Source organism: Xanthomonas fragariae, from assembly GCF_017603965.1.
GTDB lineage: Bacteria > Pseudomonadota > Gammaproteobacteria > Xanthomonadales > Xanthomonadaceae > Xanthomonas > Xanthomonas fragariae_A.
In genome coordinates, this window is record NZ_CP071955.1 from 752,441 (window position 1) to 768,258 (window position 15,818).

The window sequence follows — 15,818 nt, forward strand, 5'->3', positions numbered from 1 at the left end:
TCACTGAATATTTTATTATTATAAAATTTGCTGAGCCTATAATCAGTCATGGTTTGTCATTCCTTCAAGGTAGGCGAGCAGGTCGGACATTGCACCCATGTTCAAACTAGCGTATCCAACTGCAGAGTACTTTTTATTGGCCTTCTCAATCGCCTCCGGATCACCACTGGATTTGGCAGCGTTGAGTTCCTTGCGGGCTTCGGAGAAGAAGGACCCTAGCCTCCCTTCAAGGGCCCAAATGGCACCCTCAAATGGCATCAATTCATACGGCTTTTGGACATAAGCATCGAGGACGTCCTGAAGACGTTGGATCAGCTCCGGATAGTCCTTCAGAATTTCCCGTAATTTCTGCGGCACGGGCGGCGGTGGAATCGGTTTTTCATTGAATGGATGATTGAGCTTGAACATGTCGGAGTCGCCGATATCGGACAGGGGAGCTTGCGGCACCATAGGCGCATCGGTATCGAGTGTAGGCGTCTCCAGCACCGGCTGCTCCCACGGCGCGCGCTTCGGCTTGCGCTTGACCTGCACCGGCAGCCCGCCATGTGGCAATGGACCAAGCTCACGCACCGTGCGCTCGTTGATGATTTGCAGGTCGCGCAGCAGCTGCGCTGCATGCGCCTCCACAACCCGGCGCGCCAATGCAGCGTAACGTGACTCCGGTTTATCGCTCATCTGCTTATCGCCCTCTTTCGCAATGGCCCTGATCGAATGCAGCGAAGCGCATTCTTCCATCTGCGCTGCGTTTTATGAATACGGTCGAGCTTAAGTGTGATCGGACGAGTACGCAACCGGGCGTTGTTGTGATTGGCCGCAGCAGCGGTGGCCGACTGTTCCTTGTCGCGTTGCGCATCGCGGGGTTTTTCGTCTTCCAATGCCACATTGCCTTGGGCAACCTCCCCTTGGTGCCGCCACTGGCGTTGCGCATCACGCTGATAGTGTCCGCCGTTCGATGCTTGCAGCGAGTCCGGGTTCAATGCGGTTTGCACAGCGGCAGGCATGGGCCCAATGTCGTCCCAGCCGTTGCGCTGGTGTGCCGCTTGATAGGTCGCTGCAATCACCGCTGGCCCACGGGCGATGTTGGCTTCCACCACTTGCGCCGCTTGTTGGTCCAATGCGGCATTGCGCTCGGGGCTTGCAGGATCAACCGTCCATATCGGCCGATCGTTCTGGTCTACTTCGTCGGCCACCATCCGCGACCACTGGCCACTCGCAGGATCATGTCGCCAATCCCTTTGATAAAGATGCGAGGTATCCGTCTGGCTGGATCGCTGCACATACGGATTGCTGGGCTGCACCTTGCCCAGCGCCTGTTCCGTCGCTTCGCGACTGGCGTGATAATTCAGCTCGCGTGCTTTTTCTGGCAGCGCGAACATGGCCTGCTTTTGCAATGTATCCACGCCATCATTTTGCAGATCGGCTTTTTGTTGCCGCAGCCACTGAGTGCCGTTGAATTCCCAGCTCACGCCCTCGTTGTCGGTCTGCGTATAGATCCGACGGTTATCCCAACGTGTCGCGGCCTTGTCGGCAGCTGCACTGAACAGGTACCCATCGGCCAGCACCAGCGCGACTGGGCCGGCACCTGTTGTGCCCACCACGGCAGCGGCGGCGGTTCCGCCTGCCCAACCACCCGCGCCGCGGGCGCCGAAGTGCAATGCTTCCGAACGTGCAGCGGTGAGGTTGTCCTGCGACAGCAGCGTGCTCACGCGCTCGCCGGTTTGCACCGCATCGTAGGCGCTTGCCGCGACTCCCAAACCCGCCAGGCCTGCGGTCATTCCTGCGCGGTGCAGGCCGGGGATTGCAGGCTCGGGCACGGGAATACGCGCGGGCGGAGCGCCCGGGCGCACGAGTTCGTCGATGGTGGCGATGCCTTCCAGCCGACTGGCAACCCCGTCGCCGACGTTGAGCTCCGCGTGCTCGGCGAGCAATTTCGCGCTGATGGCAGGATCGGAATTGGGAATGTCTTGCGCATGTGCTGGCAGATCGCGATGCCAATCGGCTTGTTGCTGCCATTTCTCGCGCAGCTGCTGTGTGACGGCAGGATCCTTGAACCACGCATTGCGCGCTTGCTCCAATGCCTGCCCGGGGGAACGCGCGTCGGTACGGCTGTCGTAGAGCTCTGCGCCCTGGCGATTGAAAATACGGATTGGCGCGCTGGTCTGCGCGTGTACGGTGTCCAGGCTGATCGGCAGTTTGGTGTAGATGGCTTCGCGTGCGCCTGCGGGGACGTAGCGGCCGTAGCCGCGTCGATCCAGCGATGCTGAAAAGCGCTCATCGACGCCATGTTCGCTTTCCAGCTTGTGCGCGGCCATTGCACGCACCTCGACATCATAACCTCGTGCTTGCAGATTCTTGATCAGATCCGAACTCCACTGGCCATTGCTGAGCGTAGTGTCGAAGATCAGGTTCTTCTTGCCTTCGATGGTGGCCTGCAATAGCTCGTCGGCCCAGCGGCTGGCATCGGGGTGGGTGTAGCCTGACCATGTGTAGGGGTGGGCGTTGCGGAGGGCTTCTACTTGGGGGTGTGCTTCACGCAATTCGTCGGGATCGATTAGAACGACATCCCCGCGCAGTTCATTATCTGCGACTCTTGCAAGGCTTCCTTTTCCTGAGCCGGGCTGACCCGCGAGGATGATTGCTCTTGGTTTTTCAAAAGATGACTTTGTCTCTAATGAGGCATCATCAAGAATTTTTTGCTCAAACACTTTGCGATGCTCGGCATCACTAAGGCGAGAATCCTGTTCAGTCATGTCAGAGACTCCTTATGCGCTTCGATGTAATCCCAAAGTTCGTTTAGGTCTGACATGCCACGATTTCTTGATCTGGCATGACGCGTGGCACGCTCTTTTTCTTCAGCTTTGATTATTGCACTGGGTGCACCGTCCGTCTGCGCTATGCGAAGCTCCTCACGGGCTTCGGAGACGAAGGAGCTAAGCTCATCCTCCAACATCCATATCGCCCACTCAAATATAGGGGGCACCTTTGAAGGGCGTTGCATGACATTATTTAATTCCTGCTGAAGCCGTTCAATAAGCTCTGGATAGTCCTTCAGAATTTCCCGCAATTTGTGCGGCACGGGCGGCGGTGGAATCTGTTTTTCCTTGAATGGATGATTGAGCTTGAACATGTCGGAGTCGCCGATATCGGAGAGGGGAGCTTGCGGCGGAGCAGGCGCATCGGCATCGAGTGTAGGCGTCTCCAGCACCGGCTGCTCCCACGGCGCGCGCTTCGGCTTGCGCTTGACCTGCACCGGCAGCCCGCCGTGTGGGAGTGGACCAAGCTCGCGCACCGTGCGCTCGTTGATGATTTGCAGGTCGCGCAGCAGCTGCGCTGCATGCGCCTCCACAACGCGGCGCGCCAATGCAGCGTAACGTGACTCCGGTTTATCGCTCATCTGCTTATCGCCCTCTTTCGCAATGGCCCTGATCGAATGCAGCGACGCGCATTCTTCCATCTGCGCTGCGTCTTATGAATACGGTCGAGCTTAGGTGTGATCGGACGAGTACGCAAACAGGCGTTGTTGTCATTGGCCGCAGCAGCGGTGGCCGACTGTTCCTTGTCGCGTTGCGCATCGCGGGTTTTTTCGTCTTCGGCGCGTCGCTGGTGCTCGCGCTGCTGCTCCTGTTCCGCTTTTTTTTGCGGCGTGGCAGTTTCCGTATGGGGACGCATGAGGTGATCGAGCATGCCATCTGCCACTTCCCGTTGCCATTGGCCGCTGCGTGCATTGCGCTCCCAGGGGCTGTCGCGCAGGCTTTGGGTATCGCTGGCGTCGGCAGGGATGCGGTAGGGGTCCGCTGGCACGTCTGGCGTGGCAAGGCGCAGTTGCACCGCGCGGCTGGCCGCTTTGTAGGTCAGTTGGTCGGCGACCTGCGGCGGTGCAGTTTCGCAGTGGCTGATCGACAGAGTGTGATCGCCGCCGGCATCCACAACCTGACGGGTCCAGCCGTTGTCCGGCGCATTGGGGTCCAAGTGCCAGGCGACGCCGCTGCGATCGGTCTGGTTGTAGATCTTGCGCTGCTCCAGCCACTGGATGGCCTCGCTGCCGGCGATCGCGCCGAGTGCCCCGCCAGCCAGACCGGTCAGCACAAGTCCTGGCCCGGTCTCCACACCTGCCGCTGCACCGATCTGCACGCCCACCACACCGCCGGCCCAACCACCGACATGACGCGCGCCAAACTGCAGCAGCTGCGCCTGCGCACCCACCGCATTGCCTTGTGCGCGCAGCTGATCGACTTGGTGTCCGGTATCGGATACGTCGTAAACGGTGGCTGCGGCACCGGCCACTCCCAGCCCGCGGATCGCCACTGGCTTGACCCGCACGTTGAAGTCCACGGTGTGGATGTTGGCGATGCGGTCTTGCGCGCCCTCGACCACGTGAAGGTCGGCGCGGTCGTGCAGCAATTGCCCGGCGACCTGCGGCGCCAGGTTCTGATTGTGAGGCAGGGTGTAAGGGAGCGCCTCATGCCACCTGCGCTGCGCCTGCCAACGGGCATTGAGGCTGCGGGTGACCGAGGGATCTTGCAAGCGCGCTGCGCGCAGTTCCTGCAATACCTGCCCGGCCGGGCGCGGGTGGGTACGGCTGTCGTAGAGCTCTGCGCCCTGGCGATTGAAAATACGGATTGGCGCAGTAGTTTGTTTGTGTACGGTGTCCAGGCTGGTCGGCAGTTTGGTGTAGATGGCTTCGCGTGCGCCTGCGGGGACGTAGCGACCGTGGCCTTCTTGATCCAGCGATGTTGAAAAGCGCTCATCGACGCCAAGCTCGCTTTCCAGCTTGTGCGCGGCCATTGCGCGTACCTCGACATCGTAACCGCGTGCTTGCAAATCCTTGATCAGATTTGCGCTCCATTCGCCATTGCTGAGCGTGGTGTCGAAGATCAGGTTCTTCTTGCCTTCGATGGTGGCCTGCAATAGCTCGTCGGCCCATTGGCTGGCATCCGGGTGGGTGTAGCCTGACCATGTGTAGGGGTGGGCGTTGCGGAAAGTTGCTAATTGGGGGTGGAATTCGCGCAGTGCATCCGGATCAATAAGTACAACGTCTTTTTTTAATTCGCTTCGTGCAGCGCGAGCAAGGCTGCCTTTTCCCGAGCCAGGCTGTCCTCCCAGAATAATCGCCTTGGGATGTTCCAATGATGACTTGACATCCAATGCTGCATCTACAATTATTTTTTTCTCGAAAACCTTCCGGTGAGTAGCTTCATCGAGTGATGAATGGTGAATATTCATTACAGAAGCCCCTTATTTTCTTCGATATATTCCCATAGCGCATCAAGGTCGGACATCCCCCCATTTTTTGAGTATGCATGAAGCATTAGAAATTCTTTTTTTTCGGCCTTCATAATAGCTATCGATTCACCGCTTGCCTCTGCGATCTGTAGCTCCTCACGGGCTTCAGAGACAAATGACCCTAACCTTCCTTCAAGGGCCCAAATAGCACCCTCAAATGGCATCAATTTATACGGCTTTTGGACATAAGCATCGAGGACGTCCTGAAGACGTTGGATCAGCTCCGGGTAGTCCTTGAGTATTTCCCGCAATTTCTGCGGCACGGGCGGCGGTGGAATCGGTTTTTCCTTGAATGGATGATTGAACTTGAACATGTCGGAGTCGCCGATATCGGAGAGGGGAGCTTGCGGCGGCGGAGCAGGCGCATCGGTATCGAGTGTAGACGTCTCCAGCACCGGCTGCTCCCACGGCGCGCGCTTCGGCTTGCGCTTGACCTGCACCGGCAGCCCGCCGTGTGGGAGTGGACCAAGCTCGCGCACCGTGCGCTCGTTGATGATTTGCAGGTCGCGCAGCAGCTGCGCTGCATGCGCCTCCACAACGCGGCGCGCCAATGCAGCGTAACGTGACTCCGGTTTATCGCTCATCTGCTTATCGCCCTCCTTCGCAATGGCCCTGATCGAATGCAGCGCAGCGCATTCTTCCATCTGCGCTGCGTCTGATGAATAGCGTTGAGGTTAAGAGCGGCTAACAAAACTACTGCGCCGCCGCCAGGCGGGTGCGGCCGGTGCTCGGATTCCTCCGCGCCGTCCGCACCCACCTGACGACTGCTCGCTACGTTTTGTTAGCCGCTCTTAGCGCCTCGAGTAAAAAACAAAGCGCAAGTGAAGCGATTGCAACAGATATAAAAACGGATATAGATAAGATGCCGAGCATGTTGTCACCATGGCCAATGATGATGTTCATGAGGGCTGACAGGCTTTAGCAATCGTCGGCGCGGAACGCGTCGCGGATCCAGTTCAAGATCGATGGCTCGCCGCTGCCGTCGACCACGTCGAATCGACACGGCAGCGCTGCCAGTTCGGGGTGGGAGGCAAGAAACAATTGCGCGGCCAGCACCAGCTTGCGGCGCTTGCGCCGGTCCACCGATGCCGCGCCGCCGCCGAAGCGGTCGTCGCGGCGATAACGTACTTCCACGAACACCAGCGATTGCCCGTCGCGCATCACCAGATCGAGTTCGCCGCCGCGGTAGTTGGCATTGCCGACCACCAGCCGCAAGCCGGCCTGTTCCAGCAGCGCGCGTGCGGCCGCTTCGACTGCCGCACCGCGCTGTCGACGGGCCGCCGACATGGCGTCAACGGCCGTCGGCGATCGGCACCGGGCGGCCACCGTTGAAGGTGGACCAGGCCGGAGTACGCAGTACGTTGCCGAAGCCATCCAGATGCAAGGTGCCGGTGGCGCCGCGCAGGCCGCCATCGCTGCCAGTGACGAGTTTTTCCAGATACGCGCTGATCTTCCAGGCGTCGTAGCCGAACGCAAACAAGCGTGCGCCTGGGCCACGTGCGCTGGGCAGGGTGGTGGCGACCTGGCTGGCCGCCGGCAGCCCGGACACGCCGAGTGCGGTCCAGGTTTCGCTTGGGTAGATAATGCCGTCCAGCGCCAGATCGTCTTCGACCTTGCCGGTGCCAGCCACCAACTGCGAGGTGCCCACGCGCGATTTGCCGGCGAATCCGACCGACGCCAGCTGCGGTGCCAGCGCACGTGCCGTGTTACCGCGCACCGCCAGGAACACCGCATCGGCGGTGCCGTAATTGCGCAGCTGCGCGCTGATATCGCCCGGCGCATCGGCCACGCTGATGCTGCCGACAACGGTGCCGCCGCGCTCGCTGAAACGGTCGCCGAACGCCTTGATGGTGCGTTTGCCGTTGTCGTCGCTGGTGCCGACGATCAGCACGTTGCGGCGCGCGCGCGCGAGCAGATATTCGGCGGCCATGATGCCGTCGTCTTCCGGCGCCAGCGAGAACCCGGCGCTGCCGCTGGGCGGGGCCTTGTTGTCGGTGGGGCGGTTGAGCGCCAGCACCGGCACCGCCAACTGCCCGCGTGCGAACAGCGCACTGACCTCGTCGCGTCCGAGCGGGCCGACCACGTAGTCGACCCCGGCGCTCACTGCTTTGTCATAGGCGGCATTGGCACCGACCGCAGTTGCGGCGGTGTCGAAAAACTGCACTTCCGGGCGGCGGCGGGTTTCGGCGTAATAGCCTGCGAGCAGACCGTCGCGGACCGGCGCGGCGACAGTAGCCAGATTGCCGGTGAGCGGCAGCAGCACCCCCAGCTTGATGGGCGGGCGATAACCGTCGCGCTCGGCGGGCGGACGCTTGCTGGTGTCAAAGCCCCATTGCGCATCGCTTTCGAACGCGCGCGGCAATGCCAGTCCGCGGCTGATCAAGGCGCGCCCGGCGAAGTTGTAGAGCGGATCGCCGGTCGGCAGCGCGGCGGTGCGACCCTTGAGCGTGGCGTCGTCGAGCGCCGCGAGCAGGCGTACGATCGCGCGCTGGTTCTCGCTGCGTAGCGTGCCGGTCAGGCTGGCATCGGCGCGCGCACGGTCGGCAGCGGCGCCGAACAGATCGCCGGTGGCTTCTAGTGCGGCGGCGTGTGCCGCCAGCCAGCGCGTCTGCAGCGGCTGGCTCAGGCTCTGCGGGCCGTCGCCCAGAGCCTGCAGCGCCTGCGCGGCCTGTTTGTCGATCACCGCCAACTCGCCGGTCAGCAGCCCGAAACGGGCGCCCTCTTCGCCGCTCAGATGGCGCGGATTGACCTGCGCCATCAGCGAGCGTGCACGTGCCTCATCGCCGGCGTCGTGCCAGCCGAACGCGGCCGTGGCCAGTAAACGGCTGCGCTGCGCACCACTGACACCGGCGGCCTCGGCTTCTAATTGCTGTGCGGCTTCGCGCGGCTTGCCCTGGTCCAGCAACGCCAGCGCGGCGCTCTGCGTGGGCGAGGCGGTCTGGGTGACGCTGCTGGTGGCGCAACCGGCGGCCAGCATCACCATCAGCGAGAGGGCGGAGATCCTTGTAATGTGCTTGTTCATTTCAGATCCATTGGACGGGGCCCGCCGGGGCGGACCGTTAAAAACGCTACGATTCTACCCTTTGCCCTACGGAATACCGTTGATGACGTCCCCCGGAACCCTGCACGTGGTCGCTACGCCGATCGGCAACCTGGCCGACCTGTCGCCGCGTGCGCAGGAGGTGCTGCGTGGCGTGGCCGCGATCTGTGCCGAAGACACCCGCCACACCCGTCAGCTGCTCGGCCATTTCGGCATCGACCGCCCGCTGCTGGCCCTGCACGACCATAACGAAGACGCGATGTCCGAGCGCATCGTGGCGCGTCTGCGCGAAGGCGAATCGCTGGCCATCGTCAGCGACGCCGGGACCCCGCTGGTCAGCGACCCCGGCTTCAAGCTGGTGCGCGCCGCGCGCGCGGCCGGGATCCGGGTCAGCCCGGTGCCGGGGGCCTGCGCCGCCATCGCTGCGCTCAGCGTGGCCGGCCTGCCGAGCGACCGCTTCGGTTTCGAGGGTTTCCTGCCGGCCAAGAGCGCTGCTCGCCGCGAGCGTCTTGCGCACCTGGCCGGCGAGACCCGCACCCTGGTGTTCTACGAATCGTCGCACCGCATCGTCGACTCGCTGGCGGATCTGCGCGGCGCCTTCGGCGACGACCGCCCCGCGGTGATCGCACGTGAGCTGACCAAACTGTTCGAAACCGTGCTCGATGGCACCTTGGCCGAGTTGCAGGCCAAGGTCGATGCCGACGACAACCAGCGCAAGGGCGAGTTCGTTGTGATGGTGCGGGGCGCCGCCGACGCTGCCGAAGGCCAACTGGCCGAAGGTCGCCGCGTCTACGCCAAACTCGCCGAACATCTGTCCCCATCCACCGCAGCCAAGCTGGCTGCCGAACTGACCGGTGCGCCTCGTAGGGCGTTGTATGGCGGCAATGGCTGAGGCGGGGACTGCTGAAATCGAGAAGAAGGCGCTGGAGCGACGTCAGTTCCAGCGTGTCTTGATGACTTGGCCGGACGCATTTCCGCCCCCAATCGGCGATATCGAACAACCCAAGGAGCCTGCGGCAGACATCCGCTTTCGTCTTGCTGATGGGTCGCGGTACGCCGTCGAGATGACCCAACTCTTACGTTCTAATGGCAAAGCGCTTGCTCGGGCGCGTGAGAAACTGCTGGACGCACTGAAACCTAAGATTGGCGCGGCTTTTGCCAGGCGTACAGATCAATCTGGGTTTTGCGGATCAACCGCTTCCGAAGCTTCCCGAAGCGATTGAACGGGTGGAGCATCTGCTGCGCAAACGGTTGGGATTGATCGAAGACAGCACCGTCATCAGAAACCAACTTCCTGAGTTCCTAAGTCATGTGCAACTTACGCCGGCTGCTCAAGAAAACGTATTGGGAGGCGGCGTGTTTCATGTGCCCGCGCTCACTCAACTGCAGGTGTCGACCTGCATCCAGCAAAAGCAAACCAGGATTGCTGGATATCGCGCGCATGCCGAAGCGGTCGCGCTGCTGATTTATTGCCCGATGGTACCCTCGCACGCGCAGTTGGCTATTCCCGCGGATATCGCGGAGTGGTCGTTTGAACATGATTTCGAGCGCGTCGTGCTGTACGCCGAAGACAGCGACGGGCGTGGCACGGTCTGGCGATAGCGTATAGTGCGTCCCGGCGGAGTCGGCCAGACAGTCGCGTCACTCGCAAGAGTGCCGAGGAAAGTCCGGGCTCCATAGGGCAAGGTGCCAGGTAACGCCTGGGCGGCGCAAGCCGACGGAAAGTGCAACAGAAAGATACCGCCTACGTTCCTTTCGAGGGGCCGGTAAGGGTGAAATGGTGCGGTAAGAGCGCACCGCGAGTCCGGTAACGGACCGGCACGGCAAACCCCACCTGGAGCAAGACCAAATAGGGATCCATTGGCGTGGCCCGCGCTGGATCCGGGTAGGTTGCTTGAGCGCCGCGGTGACGTGGCGCCTAGACGAATGACTGTCCACGACAGAACCCGGCTTATCGGCCGGCTCCGCCGCCTTTTTGGGCGTAGGCCCAAAAAGGCGCCCACGCTTCGTACCGCCTGTGGCGGTACAAAACGCGGGTCCCGCTCCGGGCATGCCAGAACCCCCGCGGGGGTTGCCGCGCCCCCTTAACTCAAGGGGGCTTGCACTTGGGTGCTTTGCTGGGGCGCTTTGTCTTGGCTGCGATCAATGCGGTCTGGTTGCTGCGATCATTTTTACGTGGCTTGGGCTTTGCCCTCGCGGCGGGTTCGCTTGTGCGTTGCTGCGGCGTGTTGGCGCTTAGCCGAAAGAGCGGGTGAATAGCTCCTCTAGGGCGTCGATGATGCGTTGGCCTTGGTCTTTCAGGGTGCCGGCGGGTTTGCTGAGTACTGCCAGTGGAACTGAGGTCATTTCCAGGGGTTGCAGGATGCCGCTGCTGCCGGCCACGGTAAGTTCGGGAGTGAAGCGGGACGGGGTTGGAGACCGGTCATCGCCCGGGCCTGGGCGGCCAAGTCCGAGTTGATGGTCAGATTGAGCGGCTTCTTTTGCGCGGAGCTATCGTAATGGCGGGTCATCGCGAACTACCGGATTCGTGCGCATGAATCAGGGTTGTCAATGTGCGCCTGAGATCTCCAGTCGGGTTTCGCCCTGGAACACCCCATTCGGGCCGAAGCGGCGCTCGTGGATGAGACCGTGACCTTGATGGTCCACCGCGATGAGGGTGCTGGCGCGGGTGCCGTAGCTGGTGCCGTTGATGAAAGCGGCGGAAAGCAGGCGTTCGGAGGACAGGTCTACGCCGGTGTGTGGCAGCTGTACATCGGGTGCGGTGGCGGGGTTGCCCAGGGCAGTCCACAGCGGTTGCAGGTCGCCGCTGTCCGCAGCGCACCAGTCGCGTAGAACCATGGTCAGTGCAGCGGTCTTGGGCCATTGCGCATCCAGCGGACCGTTGGACATGCCGTGGATGCCCGGCGCCAGCATGCGTGCCAATGGCGGGTGGTTACTGAGGTGTTCGCAACGTTGGTCGTCGCATAGCAGCAGATTGAAGGGTGGGAACTCATCTGCTGCGGTCGCCAGGTCATGTGCGTAAGCCCTCGCATCCAGACTGCCAGCCAGGTAGTCGGCAATCAGATGTCCGCGCGAGCGGCCGGAGGCGGTGGCGAGCGGGTCGCGCACGTTGGTCACCACCGCGGCGCGGCCGTCGCTGCCCAGGCCCACCCAGCTCCCGCCCGAGCGCAGGTCGCGGCCGGCCAGAACGCTGTCGGCCGGTGCTGCCCAGCGCGCAAGCGGCGCGGTCGGGCGCTCGTGAAGTTCGTCGCGGTTGCCCGCCAGCAGCAAACGCCAGCGCGGGTGGGCTTTCCAGGCAAGAGCGACTAGGCACATGACATCGATTGTCGCCGGTTTGCGCAATTGGATGCATGCAACTGGCGCAATAGACAAGTGAGACAACGGTCGAGCTTACATGGCCTTCACACACCTGAATTTCTGTTCAATCTCAAAATCTGAGACGAAACAGCAACTTGTGGATAACCTTTGAACAAATCTCTAAAGAGTGCTGCAACTCATTGATACAGCTGGCGATTTGCGATCTTGAAAACTGTTGACAACCTTTGATGCACTGCTAGGGTGGGCAGTAGAGGGGAAATCAGGTGTTTTGTGGTTTTTCGTGGTTCAATGGTTCTCCCAGGCGAGTATTCGAGGTCGCATTCGGTGTTTCAGGGCGAGACTGCCATCACAGTGGACGACAAGGGGCGGATGGCGGTGCCAACTGCGTACCGCGACCTCGTCACGCGTGTCAGCGGCAATCGTCTGGTCCTCACTTACAACCCGTTCGAAGCCGGATGCCTGTGGCTGTATGCGGAAAAAGAGTGGCAACGGGTGCGCGACGATGTGATGTCCAAGCCCAACACCCAGCGCGTGGTCCGCGCGCTGCAGCAAAAATTGGTAGGTTCTTCGACCGTACTCGAGCTGGACGCCAATGGCCGTCTTAGCATCCCGGCCAGCCACCGCAATGCGGTCGGCATCGAGAAAAAAGCCGTGCTGCTTGGCATGGGCGACAAATTCGAACTGTGGAGCGAGCAGGCACATCGCGCACTGATCCAGCAGACATTGTCTGACGGTGATCTGGGCGATGAATTGCTCGATCTCAGGTTGTGAGCCGGGGTGCCCGGATGCGCGGTGAAGCGCAGCCCGGTCACCCGGTGTCGCAGCCGCCGGCGGCCCATGTGCCGGTGCTGTACACGCAGGTTCTGGATGGCCTGCAAGTGACCGAAAATGGAACCTATCTCGATGGCACGTTCGGGCGTGGCGGACACGCTCGTGGCGTGCTGCAACACCTTGGCCCGGGAGGTCGACTGCTGGTGATGGACAAGGACCCTGAAGCGATCGCGGTGGCCGAACAGTTGTTCGGTGGCGATGCGCGCGTGTCTATCCATCGCGGCAGTTTTGCCGGCCTCGGCCAGGTGGTCGCCGCCGCAACCGTCGATGGCGTCCTGCTGGATCTGGGCGTGTCCTCGCCGCAGTTGGATGTGGCCGGTCGCGGTTTCAGTTTCGGCAAGGACGGCCCACTGGATATGCGCATGGACCCGGATGCCGGGCAGAACGCGGCCGAGTGGTTGGCGCATGCCACCGACCGCGAGATCGCCGATGTGCTGTGGACCTATGGCGAAGAACGCCAGAGCCGCCGCATTGCGCGCGCCATCGTGGCGCGGCGCGCCGAACAGCCGCTGCTGCGCACCGCGCAGCTGGCCGACCTGATTGCCTCGGTGATGCCGCGCGGCGACAGCAAGACCCACCCGGCCACGCGCAGCTTCCAGGCGATCCGCATCTACATCAACCGCGAGCTGGCCGATCTGCAAGCCGGTCTGGACGCCGCCCTGGGCGCGCTCAAGCCGGGCGGTCGTCTGGCGGTGATCAGCTTCCACTCGTTGGAAGACCGCATCGTCAAACGATTCATGGCCCGCTACGCCAAGGCGCCGCCCAGCAACCGCCGCCTGCCCGAAGCGCGCCCTTTCGTGCCGACGCTGCAACTGATCAGCGGCGCCATCAAGGCCGACTTCGACGAACTGAGCCTCAACCCACGCGCCCGCAGCGCGGTGCTGAGGGTGGCCGAGAAGCTGGGATTCGGGACTTGGGATTCGGTATTGGAAGAGCGCTCTAAGCCAATCCCCAATCCCAACTCTGTAATTCCGGTGTCTCAAGGAGACGCACGATGAGCCGCATGCTGCTCATCGTGCTACTCGCCTGCAGCATCGCCTCGGCGATCGGTGTCGTGTACATGCGTCACATGCATCGCAAGCTGTTCGTGCAGTTGTCCAAACTCGAGCACACGCGTGACGAGTTGAATATCGAATTCGGCCGGCTGCAGCTGGAGCAGGCCACCTGGGCGGAAAGCAATCGGGTCGATCAGGTCGCACGTGTGCGCATCGGGATGAAGTTCCCCGAGACCAACGATATTGTGGTGGTGCGCCCATGACAAAACGGCACGACAGCCGTTTTGCACGGCGAAGCCGCCCGCAGGGTGGCGCACACGGAGGTGCGCCCATGACAAAACGGCACGACAGCCGTTTTGCACGGCGAAGCCGCCCGCAGGGTGGCGCACACGGAAGTGCGCCCATGACAAAACGGCACGACAGCCGTTTTGCACGGCGAAGCCGCCCGCAGGGTGGCGCACACGGAAGTGCGCCATGAAAGCCGGCCGCAACCGCCCCCGCAGCAACTTCAACCTGCGCGGTCGCCTGACCCTGGTCGGCATCGCGCTGGGCCTGTGCTCGGTGACGTTGATCGGCCGCGCGGCGTTCGTGCAGCTGGTCAATCGCGATTTCTATCAGCGCCAGGGCGAAGCGCGCTACCTGCGCGAGCTGCCGATCGCCACCTCGCGCGGCATGATCACCGACCGCAACGGCGAGCCGCTGGCAGTGTCCACGCCGGTGGAATCGATCTGGGTCAATCCGCAGGAACTGCTACGCAACCCGGACCGGATTGCCGAGCTGGCCAAGGCGCTCGGCCAACCGCTGGACGAGTTGAACGCCAAGCTGGCGCAGAAGGCCGGCAAGGAATTCATGTACCTGCAGCGCCGGATCAACCCGGACAAGGCGCATGTAATTGTCGATTTAAAGATTCCTGGCGTGTTCTCGCAACGCGAGTTCCGTCGTTTCTATCCGCAAGGCGAGGCGATGGCCCATGTGCTGGGCTTCACCAACATCGACGACCGCGGCCAGGAAGGCCTGGAGCTGGCCTTCGACGAATGGCTGCGTGGCAAGCCGGGTTCCAAGAAGGTGGTGCGCGATGCGCGCGGCGCGATCGTGGAGAGCGTGGATCTGGTGCGTCCGGCGCAACCGGGCAAGGACCTGACGCTGAGCATCGACCGCCGCATCCAGTTCCTGGCCTATAAGGAACTGCGTAACGCGCTGGTCGAGAACAACGCCGCTGGCGGTTCGATGGTGGTGATGGATGTGGCCACCGGCGAAGTGCTGGCGATGGTCAATCTGCCGACCTACAACTCCAACGCGGTTACCGGTATCAACCCGTCGGCGCGCCGCAATCGCGCGGTCACCGATCTGGTCGAGCCGGGTTCGACGATGAAGCCGCTCACGGTGGCCACCGCATTGACTGCGGGCGTTGTGACCAAAGACACCATCATCGACACCAACCCCGGCTACATGGCCGTGGGGCGTTTCACCATTCGCGATGTGCCGCGCAACAACGGCGTGCTCAACGTCACCGGCGTGATTACTCGCAGCTCGAACATCGGCGCGGCCAAGATCGCGGCCAAGGTGCCGGATCAGACCTTTTATCAGTCGATCCGCAATTTCGGTTACGGCACCGCACCGCACAGCGGGTTTCCTGGCGAATCGAGCGGTGTGGTGCTGCAGCCGGCACGTTGGAGCGGCCCGTCCAAGACCACGATGTCGTACGGCTATGGCCTGTCGGTGACGCCACTGCAGATTGCGCAGGCGTACGCCACGCTGGGCAACGGCGGCAAGCTGACCCCGCCGACCTTCGTGCGCGGCCAGCACAACGAAACCCGCCAGGTTGTCACGCCGGAAGTGGCACGCCAAGTCATCGACATGATGGAAACCGTGGTCACCCAGGGCGGCGCCAAGGGCGCGGCGATTTTGGGCTATCACGTGGCCGGCAAGACCGGTACCGCGCGCAAGAATGGCGCCAACGGCTATGAGCGCGGGCATTACAACGCGCTGTTCGCCGGCCTGGTGCCGGCAACGCGTCCGCGTTTTGCCACCGTCATCGTGATCAACGATCCGCAGGGCAAGGTGTATTACGGCGGCTTGGTGTCGGCGCCGGTGTTCCATCGGGTGATGGAAGGCGCCTTGCGGCTGATGGACGTACCGCCGGACGACATCCAGTCGTGGCTGGCCGCGCAGGCCGCCGGCAAGACCGGGCAGCCGGTCGTCAAGCCGCAGCCGGTCGATCTGGACCCGGCGCTGGTACCGGACCCGGTGGACGAAGTGTCTGCCGGTATTCCGACCGCCGCCGCACCGCCTGCCACGTCGGCGCCGGTTGAGCCGGCACCGCCGCGGGAGAACCGCCAGTGAGTCGCTCC

General features: G+C 62.5%; 14 protein-coding genes, 2 other RNA genes and 2 pseudogenes. 8 read left to right on the top strand and 10 right to left on the bottom strand.

Annotated elements, in window-relative coordinates:
• Positions 1 to 42 precede the first annotated feature (42 nt).
• The 5 genes from J5I97_RS03515 to J5I97_RS03535 all read right to left on the bottom strand — a co-directional run bounded on the left by J5I97_RS03515 (position 43) and on the right by J5I97_RS03535 (position 5,867).
• Positions 43 to 675 (bottom strand): hypothetical protein, encoded by a 633-nt coding sequence (locus J5I97_RS03515; RefSeq protein WP_208589111.1) that lies wholly within the window; start codon positions 673 to 675, stop codon positions 43 to 45.
• Positions 672 to 2,750, bottom strand: coding sequence for a zeta toxin family protein (locus tag J5I97_RS03520; RefSeq protein ID WP_345776690.1), 2,079 nt, complete (start codon positions 2,748 to 2,750; stop codon positions 672 to 674). Before J5I97_RS03520 ends, J5I97_RS03515 begins: the two co-directional genes overlap by 4 nt.
• Positions 2,747 to 3,394, bottom strand: a complete 648-nt coding sequence (locus J5I97_RS03525) for a hypothetical protein (protein WP_208589113.1) — start codon at positions 3,392 to 3,394, stop codon at positions 2,747 to 2,749. Before J5I97_RS03525 ends, J5I97_RS03520 begins: the two co-directional genes overlap by 4 nt.
• Positions 3,391 to 5,145, bottom strand: coding sequence for a zeta toxin family protein (locus tag J5I97_RS03530; RefSeq protein WP_208589118.1), 1,755 nt, complete (start codon positions 5,143 to 5,145; stop codon positions 3,391 to 3,393). The genes J5I97_RS03525 and J5I97_RS03530 overlap by 4 nt, the downstream gene beginning before the upstream one ends.
• Positions 5,146 to 5,222: 77 nt before the next feature.
• Positions 5,223 to 5,867 (bottom strand): hypothetical protein, encoded by a 645-nt coding sequence (locus J5I97_RS03535; protein ID WP_208589119.1) that lies wholly within the window; start codon positions 5,865 to 5,867, stop codon positions 5,223 to 5,225.
• A gap of 125 nt (positions 5,868 to 5,992) precedes the next feature.
• Here J5I97_RS03535 and J5I97_RS03540 point away from each other — a divergent pair.
• A non-coding RNA gene (locus J5I97_RS03540) (sX9 sRNA) lies at positions 5,993 to 6,070 on the top strand.
• Between the two features lie 131 nt (positions 6,071 to 6,201).
• Here the strand turns inward: J5I97_RS03540 and J5I97_RS03545 are convergent.
• Both J5I97_RS03545 and J5I97_RS03550 read right to left on the bottom strand, forming a co-directional pair.
• Entirely contained in the window at positions 6,202 to 6,570 is a 369-nt protein-coding gene (locus J5I97_RS03545) for a YraN family protein (RefSeq protein ID WP_208589125.1), read from the bottom strand.
• A 4-nt stretch (positions 6,571 to 6,574) separates the two neighbouring features.
• Complete coding sequence (locus J5I97_RS03550; protein WP_208589127.1) at positions 6,575 to 8,305, bottom strand: penicillin-binding protein activator; 1,731 nt, start codon at positions 8,303 to 8,305, stop codon at positions 6,575 to 6,577.
• Between the two features lie 82 nt (positions 8,306 to 8,387).
• Between J5I97_RS03550 and rsmI the strand changes: the two genes are divergently transcribed.
• The 3 genes from rsmI (at position 8,388) to rnpB (ending at position 10,293) form a co-directional block, all read left to right on the top strand.
• Positions 8,388 to 9,215: a 16S rRNA (cytidine(1402)-2'-O)-methyltransferase gene (gene rsmI / locus J5I97_RS03555; protein WP_208589128.1), complete on the top strand. Its 828-nt coding sequence runs from the start codon at positions 8,388 to 8,390 to the stop codon at positions 9,213 to 9,215.
• Positions 9,216 to 9,706: 491 nt separating this feature from the next.
• Positions 9,707 to 9,925, top strand: a complete 219-nt coding sequence (locus J5I97_RS03560) for a hypothetical protein (protein WP_208591537.1) — start codon at positions 9,707 to 9,709, stop codon at positions 9,923 to 9,925.
• An 18-nt stretch (positions 9,926 to 9,943) separates the two neighbouring features.
• Positions 9,944 to 10,293, top strand: an RNA gene (rnpB, locus tag J5I97_RS03565) — RNase P RNA component class A.
• A 265-nt stretch (positions 10,294 to 10,558) separates the two neighbouring features.
• Here the strand turns inward: rnpB and J5I97_RS03570 are convergent.
• The 3 genes and pseudogenes from J5I97_RS03570 to J5I97_RS03575 all read right to left on the bottom strand — a co-directional run.
• Positions 10,559 to 10,741: pseudogene (locus J5I97_RS03570) on the bottom strand (CcdB family protein); the annotation flags it as partial.
• Positions 10,741 to 10,833 (bottom strand): annotated as a pseudogene (locus J5I97_RS19715) (type II toxin-antitoxin system CcdA family antitoxin); the annotation flags it as partial. The pseudogenes J5I97_RS03570 and J5I97_RS19715, both read right to left, overlap by 1 nt.
• Before the next feature lie 37 nt (positions 10,834 to 10,870).
• Complete coding sequence (locus J5I97_RS03575) at positions 10,871 to 11,638, bottom strand: NRDE family protein (protein WP_208589129.1); 768 nt, start codon at positions 11,636 to 11,638, stop codon at positions 10,871 to 10,873.
• 291 nt (positions 11,639 to 11,929) lie between these two features.
• On the opposite strand from J5I97_RS03575, the gene mraZ reads away from it, so the two are divergent.
• The 4 genes from mraZ (at position 11,930) to J5I97_RS03595 (ending at position 15,810) form a co-directional block, all read left to right on the top strand.
• A complete protein-coding gene (gene mraZ, locus J5I97_RS03580) occupies positions 11,930 to 12,412 on the top strand; it encodes a division/cell wall cluster transcriptional repressor MraZ (RefSeq protein WP_208589130.1) in 483 nt (160 codons plus the stop codon).
• Positions 12,413 to 12,426: 14 nt separating this feature from the next.
• Positions 12,427 to 13,470, top strand: a complete 1,044-nt coding sequence (gene rsmH, locus J5I97_RS03585) for a 16S rRNA (cytosine(1402)-N(4))-methyltransferase RsmH (RefSeq protein WP_208591539.1) — start codon at positions 12,427 to 12,429, stop codon at positions 13,468 to 13,470.
• Entirely contained in the window at positions 13,467 to 13,730 is a 264-nt protein-coding gene (gene ftsL, locus J5I97_RS03590; protein WP_208589133.1) for a cell division protein FtsL, read from the top strand. The genes rsmH and ftsL overlap by 4 nt, the downstream gene beginning before the upstream one ends.
• A 211-nt stretch (positions 13,731 to 13,941) precedes the next feature.
• The gene (locus J5I97_RS03595; protein ID WP_208589134.1) at positions 13,942 to 15,810 is read left to right on the top strand and encodes a peptidoglycan D,D-transpeptidase FtsI family protein; all 1,869 of its coding nucleotides are present in this window, start codon (positions 13,942 to 13,944) and stop codon (positions 15,808 to 15,810) included.
• Positions 15,811 to 15,818 lie beyond the last annotated feature (8 nt).

Excerpts from the sequence above, each read along its gene's own strand:
- J5I97_RS03515 (WP_208589111.1), bottom strand. The coding sequence starts at position 675 with ATGAGCGATAAACCGGAGTCACGTTACGCTGCATTGGCGCGCCGGGTT.
- J5I97_RS03520 (WP_345776690.1), bottom strand. The coding sequence starts at position 2,750 with ATGACTGAACAGGATTCTCGCCTTAGTGATGCCGAGCATCGCAAAGTG.
- J5I97_RS03525 (WP_208589113.1), bottom strand. The coding sequence starts at position 3,394 with ATGAGCGATAAACCGGAGTCACGTTACGCTGCATTGGCGCGCCGCGTT.
- J5I97_RS03535 (WP_208589119.1), bottom strand. The coding sequence starts at position 5,867 with ATGAGCGATAAACCGGAGTCACGTTACGCTGCATTGGCGCGCCGCGTT.
- J5I97_RS03545 (WP_208589125.1), bottom strand. The coding sequence starts at position 6,570 with ATGTCGGCGGCCCGTCGACAGCGCGGTGCGGCAGTCGAAGCGGCCGCA.
- J5I97_RS03550 (WP_208589127.1), bottom strand. The coding sequence starts at position 8,305 with ATGAACAAGCACATTACAAGGATCTCCGCCCTCTCGCTGATGGTGATG.
- rsmI (WP_208589128.1), top strand. The coding sequence starts at position 8,388 with ATGACGTCCCCCGGAACCCTGCACGTGGTCGCTACGCCGATCGGCAAC.
- J5I97_RS03575 (WP_208589129.1), bottom strand. The coding sequence starts at position 11,638 with ATGTGCCTAGTCGCTCTTGCCTGGAAAGCCCACCCGCGCTGGCGTTTG.
- mraZ (WP_208589130.1), top strand. The coding sequence starts at position 11,930 with ATGGTTCTCCCAGGCGAGTATTCGAGGTCGCATTCGGTGTTTCAGGGC.
- rsmH (WP_208591539.1), top strand. The coding sequence starts at position 12,427 with ATGCGCGGTGAAGCGCAGCCCGGTCACCCGGTGTCGCAGCCGCCGGCG.
- ftsL (WP_208589133.1), top strand. The coding sequence starts at position 13,467 with ATGAGCCGCATGCTGCTCATCGTGCTACTCGCCTGCAGCATCGCCTCG.
- J5I97_RS03595 (WP_208589134.1), top strand. The coding sequence starts at position 13,942 with ATGAAAGCCGGCCGCAACCGCCCCCGCAGCAACTTCAACCTGCGCGGT.